Here is an 11,645-nt window from a genome sequence, read left to right on the forward strand (position 1 = left end):
CTCATTCAAAAAGCCCGCCTCCTCTCCATGCCTGTTTCCGCCGCCAAAGCCGAGATCAGAAAAGCGGCTCTGGCACGGCGCGCGGCGCTCGGCGAGGCCGAACGCGCGACGCGCTCCGCGCGGGCGCTGCGGCATCTGGAGCCGATCCTGAAATCCGGCGAAACCGTCTCCCTCTTCTGGCCGATCCGCGACGAGATCGATCCGCGACGGATCTTCCCCGTCATCCTCGCCCGCGGCGGCAGGCTCGCCCTGCCGGCGATCGTCGAGGGCAGGCTGGTCTTCCGCGCCTTCGCCGGCGAGGCGGGGCTGGAGAGGGGAACCTTCGGCACGCGTCATCCCGACGCGTCGAGCCCCGAGATCGCGCCCGACCTCATCGTCGCCCCGCTCGCCGCCTTCGACCGTGCCGGCGGGCGGCTCGGCTACGGCCGCGGCTACTACGACACGGTCATCGCGCGCCTGATGGAAGCAGGGCACAGCCCCCGTCTTGCCGGCCTTGCCTTTGCCTGTCAGGAGGTCGAAGAAGTCCCCATGGAGGCGCATGACATCCGCCTGTCCGTCATCGCCACCGAGGACGGGCTCATCGAAACGCCAACGCAAAAGGCGCAAGCTTGAGGCTGCTTTTCCTCGGAGACGTCGTCGGCCGTTCCGGCCGCAAGGCGGTGAAGTCGCACCTGCCCGGTCTCGTGGAACGCTGGTCGCTCGATTTCGTCGTCATCAACGGCGAGAACGCCGCCGGCGGTTTCGGCATCACCGAGACGATCTTCCAGGAGCTTCTCGACGCCGGCGCCGACTGCGTCACCACCGGCAACCACGTCTTCGACCAGAAGGAGGCGCTGGTCTTCTCCGAGCGCCAGGACCGCTTTCTGCGACCCCTCAATTATCCGCCGCAGACGCCGGGCCGCGGCGCCAACATCTTCTCCGCCCGCAACGGCGCCCGCATCCTCGTCATCAACGTCATGGGCCAGCTCTTCATGCCGGCGCTGGATGATCCCGTCGCCGCCGTCGCGCGTGAGGTCGAGGCGATGCCCCTGCGAAGCGAGTGCGATGCCATCGTCATCGACATGCACGCCGAGGCGACCAGCGAGAAGCAGGTGATGGGCGTCCTCATGGACGGCAGGGCGACGCTCGTCGTCGGCACCCATACGCACGTGCCGACGGCCGATCACCGCATCCTGCCCGGCGGCACCGCCTATATGAGCGACGTCGGCATGTGCGGCGACTACGACAGCATCATCGGCATGGCCAAGGACGAGCCGCTGCAGCGCGCCACCACCAAGATCACCTCCGGCCGGCTCGGCCCGGCGATGGGCGAGGGCTCCATCTCCGGCATCGCCGTGGAGGTCGACGAGGCGACGGGCCTGGCAAGTCGCGTCGCCCCGCTCCGCCTCGGCCCGCATCTGGAGGAGACCGTGCCGGCCTTCTGGGAAGAGGGACGGGATTTCCGGCCATGACGCTCGACCTGCCGCTCCACGGGCGCTGCTTCTGCGGCGCCATCACCTTCGAGGCGCTGTCGCAGCCCCTTCAGGTCTCCTGGTGCCACTGCAAGGATTGCCGCCGCCAGACCGGCGCCCCGGCGGTCGTATGGGCAGGCTTTCCGGCCGATCTCGTCACCTGGCATGGCGAGCCGACGCGCCGGCCTTCCTCGCCGGGCATCGTCCGCTCCTTCTGCGCCGCATGCGGCACGCCCCTCTCCTATTCCGATGCGCGCCTTCCGGGCGAGATCTACATCCATGCCGGGCTCTTCGACGAGGCCGACCAGCTGAGCCCGGACAGCCACGCCTATGTGACCTCCAAGCTCTTCTGGCTGCATCTCGACGACAGCCTGGCCAAGTACGACGACAACACGCGGCGGCGCTCCGAGGGCTGACCCGCCGCCGGGCGCCGCCCGGCCCTTTCCGGCCCTTCCGGCAGAAAGATAACTTTCAGGCCGCGAACCGCACTAGGATGGCTGCCTTCCAATCTCCCAAGGCCGCCCGATGCCGATTTACGCCGTCCACCATCTGACCACCTACCGCTATCGACGGCCCGTCTCCTTCGGCGAGCATCGCATGATGTTCCTGCCGCGCGAGGCGCACGACCAGCATCTCCTCTCCGCATCGCTGACGATCTCGCCCGAACCGGCGAGCCTGCGCTCCAGCGACGACGCGCTCGGCAACCGCGTCCAGGCGGCGCGCTTTACCGCCCGCTCCACCACGCTCGTCTTCGACAGCCATATCCGCGTGGCGCATTTCCGCTCGCACCCGGCCGGCATCAATCTGGAGGACCGGGCGATGACCATGCCGGTCGCCTTCGGCGCCGATGAGCTCTATGACCTGCGCCCCTTCCTGGAGCGGCGCTACCGCGACCCGGAAGGCGTGCTCGATGCCTGGGCGCACACCTTCCTGGCGCCGGAAGTACCGACCATGGAATTCCTGATGGCGATGATCCACGGCATCCGGCGGGGCCTCACCTACAAGCGCCGCGAGCGCGGCCTGCAGAACCCGGCCGAGACGATCTCCCTCGGCTCGGGAACCTGCCGCGACTTCACCGAGCTGATGATCGAGGCGCTGCGCGCCCTCGGCTTGCCGGCGCGCTTCGTCTCCGGCTACCTCTACGTGCCCGACCGCGACAGCCACGACGTGCATGGCGGCGGCGCCACCCATGCCTGGGTCGAGGTCTACCTGCCCGGCGCCGGCTGGGTCGACATCGACCCGACCAACGCCATTCTCGGCAATGAGGGCCTGATCCGCATCGCCATCGCCCGCGATCCGAGCGAGGCCCTGCCGCTTTCGGGATCCTTCGAAGGGGCCGCCGACGACGACCTCGGCATGGAGGTCACGGTGAAGGTTTTAATGGAAGATTCACCGAAGACGGAACCGCGTGGCACGGTGGCTGTTTAGCAGCGATGCAAATACACGCCGGTTACGACCTCCAGTACGATTGCACGCAGCCCACACCGATGCTGCTCGTGCTCTCCGTGCATCCCAGCCGCTTCGCGGACCTGACCACCCCTCACCGGATGAAGTTCGACCCGCCGATCCCCTTCTCCAACTACCACGATGCCTACGGCAACATCTGCACGCGCATCGTGGCCCCGGCCGGAAGACTGCGCATCACGAGCGATTTCCAGATCTCCGACAGCGGCCAGGCCGACGAGGTGGCACCGCATGCCGGCCAGGTCGACATCGCTGACCTGCCGGAGGACGTCATCCTCTTCCTCCTCGGCAGCCGCTATTGCGACACCGACCATCTGAGCGATCTCGCCTGGGCCGAATTCGGCAATACCCCACCGGGCTGGGCGCGTGTGCAGGCGATCTGCAGCTACGTCCACGAGCGCATCGATTTCAACTACCAGAACGCCGATTCCACCCGCACCGCCCGCGACGGATACCAGCAGCGCACGGGCGTGTGCCGCGACTTCGCGCATCTGGCCATCACGCTGTGCCGCTGCATGAACATCCCGGCGCGCTACTGCACCGGCTATCTCGGCGATATCGGCGTGCCCAAAGATGGCGAGATGGATTTCTCCGCCTGGTTCGAGGCCTATCTCAACGGGCGCTGGTACACCTTCGATGCGCGCCACAACTTCCCGCGCATCGGCCGCATCCTGATGGCGCGCGGCCGCGACGCGACCGACGTGGCGCTGTCGACGAGTTTCGGCCATTCCACCCTGAGCGGCTTCAAAGTCATCACCGACGAAGTGCCGGAGGTGCAGTAGGCGGGCAAAGCCCCGCTTACTGCCTGTAAGGACCGCAACCGTCTTGTGACGGTCGCTAATCGGCCGTTTTTTGCGGCCCGTTTCATATATCGTCTGCCCGTCTTACCTGCCCGCGCCCACGGCTGAGGGCGGAGCGCGTCAAGTTGCGCCATGCCGCGGCCGAAGAAGAAGGCCGCGCCGGCCGTCGATCAACGGCCCTGCCCCACCTAGACGCCTTCCTCACTCCCCATTATATCCTCCGCTCCCCGGAGACATTCACGCAAGACGCAGGAAAACCGCGATGGCGGGCCATTCACAGTTCAAGAACATCATGCATCGCAAGGGCCGGCAGGACGCCGCCCGCTCGAAGCTGTTCTCAAAGCTTTCCAAGGAGATCACCGTCGCCGCCAAAGTCGGCGACCCCGATCCCAACACCAATCCGCGCCTGCGCCTCGCCGTCCAGAACGCCAAGGCGCAGTCCATGCCCAAGGACAATATCGAGCGCGCCATCCAGAAGGCGGTCGGCGGCGACAGCGAGGCCTACGAGGAGATCCGCTACGAGGGCTACGGCCCCGGCGGCGTCGCCTTCGTGGTCGAGGCGCTGACCGACAACCGCAACCGCACGGCGGGCGCCGTGCGCTCCTATTTCGCCAAGCATGGCGGCTCGCTCGGCGAGACCGGCTCCGTCGCCTTCATGTTCGAGCGCGTCGGCGAGATCGTCTATCCGCTCTCGGTGGGCGATGCGGAAAAGGTGCTGGAGGCGGCGATCGAGGCCGGCGCCGACGACGTGACGAGCGACGCGGAGAACCACACCATCCTCACTTCCTTCGAGGATCTCGGCGAAGTTTCCTCGGCGCTGGAGGAAAGCCTCGGCGAGGCCGAATCGGTGCGCCCGGTCTGGAAGCCGCAGACCCTGACGCCGCTCGACGAGGAGAAGGCCGGCACGCTCTTGAAGCTCATCGCCACGCTCGAGGACGACGACGACGTGCAGAACGTCTACGCCAATTTCGACGTCGACGACGAGGTGATGGAGCGGCTTTCCGCGGCCTAAGCCGCCGGCCTCATTGCGGGCGCAGCATGCCGTCGAAGACCGGCAACGAGACGATCGCCGCCATCACGATCAGCGTGATGGCGACGGCCCGGAAGGCCCGCTCGGATGCCAGTGAAAACAGGCGCTGGCCGGTCATCAGGGCGGCAAAATAGACCGGCGTGCCGATCGCCGCGCGCATCAGGCTTTCCGCCGAGAAGATGCCGTTGAAGTAGAAGGCGATGCCGGAAAGTACCGTGCCGAAGGCGAAGAAGACGATGAGGTTGGCGCGGATGCGCGCCGCCGCTTCCGTGCCGCTCATCCAGTAGACGACCATTGGCGGGCCGGAGAGCTGCGTCGCCCCGCCGAGGACGCCGCCGATGAGGCCGACCCCGAAGGCCGAAGCCCGCCGGCGCGGCCCTTCGAAGCGCATCCCCGAAAACAGGAGGATGACGAGCACCACGACGACGACCGACATGCCCCAGCGCAGAAGCACCGGGTCGAGCGTGGCCAGAACATGCACGCCGAAGGGGATGGCGATCGCCGTGCCGAGCACGGCCGGCAGCACCGAGCGGTAATCGGCATGACGTAGCGCCGGCAAGAGGATCGGCAGCGTCGGCAGCGAATCGATCGCCCACAGGACGATGACGGCGGCACGCGGGCCGATCAGGGCGCCCGCCACGGGAATGAAGACAAGGCCCGCGCCGAACCCCGCAAAGCCGCGCAGCGTGCCGGCCACGAACACCGCGGCGAGCATCGCCAGGGTCGCGGGCTCTGCGGCGACGGCGATGAACGCCTCCATCCAGTCCCCCAAATAAAAGCCCCGGGAGAATCCCGGGGCGCTGGCGGGACGGCGTGGCGCTTCCCGCGGGAAAGGCCGGGCCGGCCTTTCCCCTGTGACTGCACCCGCGCGGCGAGGCGCGGGAAAACAACGTCAGGTAACGTCGCTCGACTTCAGGTTCTTCAGCTTGGCGAAGACAGAATCGGGATCGATCGAAGGCTCGCGATCCGGATTGGGCGTCGCTTCGCGCGGCTGGAAACGGGTCGTTTCCTCGGCCGAGAGAAGGCGCGCGCCCTCTTCCTCCGTCTGCGCCGGAGCGGACTTGGCGGCCTTCTTCACCTCCATGTCGAGCTCCAGCTGCGTGCACAGCCCGAGCGTCACCGGATCGGTCGGCGTCAGGTTCGCCGAGTTCCAGTGCGTGCGGTCGCGGATCGCCTGGATCGTCGGCTTCGTCGTGCCGACGAGGCGGATCACCTGCGCATCCTTCAGTTCGGCATGGTTGCGCACCAGCCAGAGGATGGCGTTCGGCCGGTCCTGGCGCTTGGAGACAGGCGTATAGCGCGGTCCCCGGCGCTTGGTGGTCTCCGGCACGCGCACGCGCGGCATCTGCATCTTCAGATGGTGACTCGGATTCTTCTCGGCCCGCTCGATCTCCTCGCGGGTGAGCTGGCCGGAGAGCACCGGGTCGACGCCCTTGATGCCCTGCGCGCTGTCGCCGTCGGCAATCGCCTTCACCTCCAGCGGGTGCAGGCGGCAGAAGGCGGCGATCTGCTCGAAGGTGAGCGAGGTGTTGTCGACCAGCCAGACGGCGGTCGCTTTCGGCATCAGCGGTGTTGACGCCATGGCATGATCCTCCTGTGTTCTCTCCCGGCTTCGGCGCCGGAGGAGCGGCATTTTTCGCGTCGATGACGGGAATTGCCCGAACATATACGGATTGCGGCCGCCCCGCGCAATCACCCGCGCGTTCGCATGGGACAGCCTAATCGGTGTCCCCGACCCTCAGGACGATCTTGCCGATGTGGTCGGAATCGAGCGCTCGGTGCGCCTCGCCGGCCTCCTCCAGGGCAAAAGAGGCGTGGATCACCGGGGTGACGAAGCCCTCCGCGATCCGCGGCCAGACCGTCTCCTCCAGCGCCCTCGCCAGTTCCGCCTTCGCTTCGATCGGCATGGGGCGAAGCATCGAGCCGGTATGCGTCAGCCCCTTGCGCATCATCAGTGCAAGGTCGACCTGCGGCTTGGCGCCCTTGAGGAAGGCGATCTGCACGATCCGCCCCTCCGGCGCCGCGGCCGCGTAGTTGCGGCTCGCATAGTCGCCGCCCACCATGTCGAGAATGACGTCGGCGCCGCGTCCGCCGGTCATTTCGTGGACGGCCTCGACGAAATCCTCGCTCTGGTAGTTCACCGCCCGGTCCGCCCCGATTCGCCGAGCCGCCTCGCAGCGGCTTTCCGAACCGGCCGTGACGATGACACGCGCCTTGAAGGCCTTGGCGACCTGGATGGCGAAGGTGCCGATGCCGCTGGTGCCGCCATGGACGAGGAGAACCTCGCCCGGGCGCAGCGAGCCGCGCTCGAAGACATTGTGCCAGACGGTGAAGGCGGCCTCGGCGAGCCCGCCCCCCTGGAGGAGCGAGAGCCCGGCCGGAAGCGGCAGGGCGTTGCTCTCCGCCACCGCCACGTATTCGGCGTAGCCGCCGCCGGAAACGAGGGCGACGACCTTGTCGCCCACTTCGTAGCGCTCCGTGTCGCTGCCGGTCGCGGCCACCGTGCCGGAGACTTCCAGCCCCATGATGTCGCTGGCGCCCTTCGGCACCGGATACTTGCCCATGCGCTGCAGCACGTCCGCGCGGTTGATCCCGGCCGCCGCGACCTTGATGAGGATCTCGCCGGCGTCGGGCTCGGGGACCGGACGCTCCCCGATCTCCAGAACTTCCGGCCCGCCGGGCTCGGTGATGACGACGGCGCGCATCACCTTGGCAATCTGTTCCATTTGGCCTCCCTTGATCGGGCGAGACTAGTCGATCGGGGCCGGCGTTTGAATGGCCTGTGCGCCCCGTCCCGGCGCCTTGTCGGGCACCCCAAAGCCGCCCACAGGAAGCCGCTCGCGGGGACGCGCTCGCGGGTCGCCCCTTACAGGCAGACGCTGACAAGGCCGGCGCGCGGGGATATCATCGCGCCCTGAAGAAGGGCCTGTGAAAATGTTCGACGACGACAAGCCGGTGCGAAAACCGGCGCATGCGGTGGGCGAGGATCTCTCGCTCCTTTCCGAGCACGAACTGGCAGAGCGGATCGCTCTGTGCGAGGCCGAGATCGAGCGCCTCAAGGCGGAGCTGGAGCGCAAGAAAGGTGGTCGCACCGCCGCCGATGCGATCTTCAAGCTCTGACGGGCTCCCGGCTCGGCCAGGCCGCCCGCCAGGCACAAGAATTCACTCAACAGTTGAATCAAATCTAAATATTTAACGCCCCATTAACCTTTATAAGCTCTAATGAGCCTGTCCAGCGATCTGGACCGAGAGTGGTTCCTGTCCACTCTGTTTGACGCCTCCCTGTAATGAACCTCGAGCCGCCCAGCGCGGCTCATTTTTTGTTCAGGCGTCCGATCTTTACTAATTGGTTACAATTCGATTGAAATACGCCCCGCCCCGTCCGACAACGGTCGGGATTTCAAAGCCGGTGGACAAGCCGGAGACCATACTTGCCCGGGCGCACGCCCTCGCATTGAATGGCCAAAAGGGGTTGTGTCATGCGTAGATCCGACAGCCACGCCGAGCCGCTTTCCTTCGGGCGTGCCTATGCCCATTCGGGAACGTTTTCGGAGCTCTTTCAGTCCGGCATGCGTCTCGTCGAGGAAACGGCGGCCTATCTCGATGGCGAGGGGCGGCGCTGCTCCAGCGAGCTCGGCCGGCCGGCATCGATCGTCTACGCGACGGAATCCATGCGCCTGACGACGCGGCTGATGCAGCTCGCTTCCTGGCTTCTCCTCCACCGCGCCGTCAACGAGGGCGAGATGAGCCTCGATCAGGCTGCCGAGGAAAAGCGCAAGATCCGCATCGACGCCGCGCTCACCAACATGCGCGGGCCGGGCTGGGACGATCTGCCCGACGACTTCAAGGGGCTGATCGAGCGCTCCATCTCCCTGCAGAAGCGCGTCCAGCTGATCGACCAGGCCCTCTTCGACGACGGCATCGAGCCGCAGGTCGAGCACAAGAGCCCGGTCCTCAGCCAGATCGCCGCCCTCACCGACGCCTTCGGCTCCAAGGCGAGCTAGCCCCGCCGGGCCCTCCGTCCCGGCGTCTGCGCACAGGCCCTGCCGATCTCCTCGGCCAGGAAGGCGCTGACCGCGCGCACCGCGCTGGAGCGGCGCAGATCCCCATAAGTGACGAGCCACAACTCCCGCTCCGGCGGCGCCGAAGGGGTGGCAAGCTCCACGAGCGCGCCGTTCGCCTCGCCCATGAAGCGGGGCAGCACCACCGCGCCGAGCCCGGCACAGGCCGCCTCCTCCTGGGCAAAGAGGTCGCTCGCCTCGAAGACCAGCGGCTTGCCTTCCATCAGCCCGCGCAGCCAGGCCTGCTGCGCGACATGCTCCAGCGCCGCGTCACGCGCGATCGCCCTCGCCCGGCCGAGCGTGATGGCCTACGTCGCCGATCCGCGGCTCTACCGCGCCGGAGCGCAGGCCCTCTTCGCGGCGCTCCAGGACGGCCTCGTCAATCCGGTCGGTGCCGAATACCCCCTCGCCGAGGCGGCAACCGCCCATGCCGAGCTCGAGGCCGGCCGCACCACCGGCAGCGTCATCCTGACGAGCTGAGACGCCCCCCCCTGAATATCTGCGGCCGAAAAAATCTGGCGCCAAAGAAAAAGCGCCGGCCAGTGGCCGGCGCTCTTGCGAATTTGGGTCGGCCCGAAAAGGGCCCGCGGCTCCTGGCTTACGAGCCGAGGAAGCCCGAATACTTGCTCTTGAAGCGCGACAGGCGGCCGCCGCGGTCGATCAGATGCTGGCTGCCGCCGGTCCATGCCGGATGCGTGCTCGGATCGATGTCGAGATGCAGGGCGCCGCCCTCCTCGCCATAGGTGGAACGTGTCCAATACTCGGTGCCGTCGGTCATCACGACCTTGACCGGATGGTAGTCCGGATGAATCTCTTTTTTCATGTCTCGTCTCGTCGGTTGGGGGCGGCCGTCGGCTGCCGGAATTTCCGGCAGGCTTCGCCTTTGCGCAGCCGGGCATGCGCACTTCGCTCGCGGGCGATATACAGAAGCGGGCCTGCGCCATCAAGTCTTGCCGACGAGACTTGCACCGGCGAGCGCTTCGTGCTCCCTGAGGCCGCAATGAGTGATAGAGCCGATCCGAAGCCGGCCCGCGCCGGACGAGCCTCGCTGCGTCCCCTCAGGGCGCTCGTTCCATACTTTGCCAGATATCGCGGACGTGTCGCGGCAACGCTTGCCGCGCTGATCCTTGCGACGCTGGCGACTCTGGCCATTCCGATGGCCGTGCGCCGCGTCATCGATTTCGGCTTTTCCGCCGACAACGCCGGCTTCATCGACAAGTATTTCACCATGCTCATCGTCGTGGTGGGCGTGCTTGCCGCGGCCAGCGCCGCGCGCTTCTATCTCGTCACGACGCTCGGCGAGCGCATCGTCGCCGATCTTCGCGCCGCGCTGTTCTCCCACATGATGCGGCTTTCGGCCGCATTCTACGACAGCGCCCGCTCCGGCGAGATCCTCTCGCGACTGACGGCCGACACCACCCAGATCCGCGCCGCCATCTCCTTCAGCGCCTCCGTGGCGCTGCGCAACATGATGATGTTCCTCGGCTCGGTCGTTATGATGGTGGTGACGAGCCCGCGCCTTTCCGCGCTCGTTCTCGTCGCCATTCCCTTCATCGTCGTGCCGATCCTGTGGTTCGGCAAGCGCGTGCGCCAGCGCTCCCGCTTCGCGCAGGACCGCCTCGCCGAGGCGAGCGCCTATGCCTCCGAGGCGATCACCGGCGTGCGCACCATCCAGGCCTTCAACCAGGAGCCCCCGGCGCGGCGCTATTTCAGCTCCAAGGTCGACGAGGCCTTCGTCGCCGCCCGCGGCGCCACCGCCGCCCGCGCCGGCCTGACGGCCTTTGCCATCTTCCTCGTCTTCGCCTCCGTCGTGGTCGTGCTGTGGTGGGGCGCGCAGGCCGTCATCGCCGGCGACATGACCGCCGGCCGGCTGAGCCAGTTCGTCCTCTATTCCGTCTTCGCTGCCGCCGGCCTCGGCGAGATCGGCCAGGTCTGGGGCGAGATCAGCCAGGCAGCGGGCGCCACGGAACGCATCATCGAGCTTCTGGAAACCAAGCCCGCCATCCAGAAACCGGAAAAGCCGCTCCCCCTGCCGGAGCCGGCCCGCGGCGAGGTGCGCTTTGCCGATGTCGCCTTCTCCTATCCGCAGGCAGGCGTCGCCGTCCTCAGCGACGTCGCCTTTTCGGTGAAGCCGGGTGAGCGCGTCGCCATCGTCGGCCCGTCCGGCGCCGGCAAGTCGACCGTCTTCGCCCTTCTGATGCGCTTTTACGATCCGCAGGCCGGCCGCGTGGAGATCGACGGCGTGCCCGTCGCTTCCGCCGATCCGGAGGAAGTGCGCGCCCGCATCGCGCTGGTGCCGCAGGACGTCGCCATCTTCGCCGCCTCCGCCTACGACAACATCCGCTTCGGCAACGAGGCCGCCAGCCGCGAGGACGTCGAGGCGGCCGCCCGCGCTGCCAATGCCGACGATTTCATCCGCGCCCTGCCGGAAGGCTACGACACCGTGCTCGGCGAGCGCGGGATCACCCTTTCCGGCGGCCAGAAGCAGCGCATCGCCATCGCCCGCGCGCTTTTGAAGGACGCGCCGATCCTCCTCCTCGACGAGGCGACCTCCTCGCTCGACGCCGAGAGCGAGGTCGCCGTGCAGGCGGCGCTGGAAACGCTGATGAAGGGCCGCACCAGCCTCGTCATCGCCCACCGGCTCGCCACCGTGCGCAACGCCGATCGCATCCTCGTCATGGAGGAAGGGCGGATCGTGGAAGAAGGCACCCATCAGAGCCTGATGGCGAGGAGCGGCCTTTACGCCCGCCTCGGCGAGCTGCAGTTCTCCGGCACCTCGGAAGCCGCCGCGGCCGAATAGGGCCCCGGGGGCCCTTCCAGCCCACCCCCTCCTCAGGCC

General features: G+C 67.4%; 15 protein-coding genes. 10 read left to right on the top strand and 5 right to left on the bottom strand.

Annotated features, from left to right (window positions below; translation table 11 throughout):
• The first annotated feature begins 27 nt into the window (after positions 1-27).
• The 6 genes from CLD20_RS19190 to CLD20_RS19215 all read left to right on the top strand — a co-directional run bounded on the left by CLD20_RS19190 (position 28) and on the right by CLD20_RS19215 (position 4,727).
• Positions 28-612, top strand: coding sequence for a 5-formyltetrahydrofolate cyclo-ligase (locus tag CLD20_RS19190; protein WP_224408285.1), 585 nt, complete (start codon positions 28-30; stop codon positions 610-612).
• A complete protein-coding gene (locus CLD20_RS19195) occupies positions 609-1,451 on the top strand; it encodes a TIGR00282 family metallophosphoesterase (RefSeq protein WP_224408286.1) in 843 nt (280 codons plus the stop codon). The genes CLD20_RS19190 and CLD20_RS19195 overlap by 4 nt, the downstream gene beginning before the upstream one ends.
• Positions 1,448-1,867, top strand: a complete 420-nt coding sequence (locus CLD20_RS19200) for a GFA family protein (protein ID WP_224408287.1) — start codon at positions 1,448-1,450, stop codon at positions 1,865-1,867. Before CLD20_RS19195 ends, CLD20_RS19200 begins: the two co-directional genes overlap by 4 nt.
• 109 nt (positions 1,868-1,976) lie before the next feature.
• Entirely contained in the window at positions 1,977-2,879 is a 903-nt protein-coding gene (locus CLD20_RS19205; RefSeq protein ID WP_224408288.1) for a transglutaminase family protein, read from the top strand.
• Positions 2,880-2,884: 5 nt separating this feature from the next.
• Positions 2,885-3,697, top strand: a complete 813-nt coding sequence (locus tag CLD20_RS19210) for a transglutaminase family protein (protein WP_224408289.1) — start codon at positions 2,885-2,887, stop codon at positions 3,695-3,697.
• 280 nt (positions 3,698-3,977) lie between these two features.
• Positions 3,978-4,727 carry a YebC/PmpR family DNA-binding transcriptional regulator gene (locus CLD20_RS19215; RefSeq protein ID WP_224408290.1) on the top strand — a complete coding sequence of 250 codons (750 nt, stop codon included), beginning with the start codon at positions 3,978-3,980 and terminating at the stop codon, positions 4,725-4,727.
• A gap of 10 nt (positions 4,728-4,737) precedes the next feature.
• Here CLD20_RS19215 and CLD20_RS19220 read toward each other — a convergent pair whose 3' ends face one another.
• From CLD20_RS19220 to CLD20_RS19230, 3 genes are all read right to left on the bottom strand, one after another.
• Positions 4,738-5,505, bottom strand: a complete 768-nt coding sequence (locus tag CLD20_RS19220) for a sulfite exporter TauE/SafE family protein (protein ID WP_224408291.1) — start codon at positions 5,503-5,505, stop codon at positions 4,738-4,740.
• Positions 5,506-5,637: 132 nt separating this feature from the next.
• Positions 5,638-6,327: a DUF1013 domain-containing protein gene (locus CLD20_RS19225; RefSeq protein ID WP_224408292.1), complete on the bottom strand. Its 690-nt coding sequence runs from the start codon at positions 6,325-6,327 to the stop codon at positions 5,638-5,640.
• A gap of 136 nt (positions 6,328-6,463) precedes the next feature.
• Positions 6,464-7,471 (bottom strand): NAD(P)H-quinone oxidoreductase, encoded by a 1,008-nt coding sequence (locus tag CLD20_RS19230; protein WP_224408293.1) that lies wholly within the window; start codon positions 7,469-7,471, stop codon positions 6,464-6,466.
• A 208-nt stretch (positions 7,472-7,679) separates the two neighbouring features.
• On the opposite strand from CLD20_RS19230, the gene CLD20_RS19235 reads away from it, so the two are divergent.
• Together CLD20_RS19235 and CLD20_RS19240 are read left to right on the top strand one after the other, a co-directional pair.
• The gene (locus CLD20_RS19235) at positions 7,680-7,865 is read left to right on the top strand and encodes a DUF1192 domain-containing protein (protein ID WP_255599998.1); all 186 of its coding nucleotides are present in this window, start codon (positions 7,680-7,682) and stop codon (positions 7,863-7,865) included.
• Positions 7,866-8,224: 359 nt separating this feature from the next.
• On the top strand, positions 8,225-8,749 hold the full coding sequence (locus tag CLD20_RS19240; RefSeq protein WP_224408295.1) for a DUF1465 family protein: 525 nt from the start codon (positions 8,225-8,227) through the stop codon (positions 8,747-8,749).
• On the opposite strand, the gene CLD20_RS19245 is transcribed toward CLD20_RS19240, so the two are convergent.
• Positions 8,746-9,030, bottom strand: a complete 285-nt coding sequence (locus CLD20_RS19245; RefSeq protein WP_224408296.1) for a LysR substrate-binding domain-containing protein — start codon at positions 9,028-9,030, stop codon at positions 8,746-8,748. The two genes, CLD20_RS19240 and CLD20_RS19245, sit on opposite strands and share 4 nt — an antisense overlap.
• On the opposite strand from CLD20_RS19245, the gene CLD20_RS19250 reads away from it, so the two are divergent.
• Complete coding sequence (locus CLD20_RS19250; RefSeq protein ID WP_224408297.1) at positions 9,020-9,286, top strand: zinc-binding dehydrogenase; 267 nt, start codon at positions 9,020-9,022, stop codon at positions 9,284-9,286. The two genes, CLD20_RS19245 and CLD20_RS19250, sit on opposite strands and share 11 nt — an antisense overlap.
• A 118-nt stretch (positions 9,287-9,404) precedes the next feature.
• Here CLD20_RS19250 and rpmE read toward each other — a convergent pair whose 3' ends face one another.
• Complete coding sequence (gene rpmE, locus CLD20_RS19255; RefSeq protein ID WP_224408298.1) at positions 9,405-9,629, bottom strand: 50S ribosomal protein L31; 225 nt, start codon at positions 9,627-9,629, stop codon at positions 9,405-9,407.
• A 177-nt stretch (positions 9,630-9,806) separates the two neighbouring features.
• On the opposite strand from rpmE, the gene CLD20_RS19260 reads away from it, so the two are divergent.
• The gene (locus CLD20_RS19260) at positions 9,807-11,606 is read left to right on the top strand and encodes an ABC transporter transmembrane domain-containing protein (protein ID WP_224408299.1); all 1,800 of its coding nucleotides are present in this window, start codon (positions 9,807-9,809) and stop codon (positions 11,604-11,606) included.
• The last annotated feature ends 39 nt before the right edge of the window (positions 11,607-11,645 follow it).

The sequence above is a fragment of the Afifella sp. IM 167 genome, assembly GCF_020144925.1.
Taxonomy (GTDB): domain Bacteria; phylum Pseudomonadota; class Alphaproteobacteria; order Rhizobiales; family Afifellaceae; genus Afifella.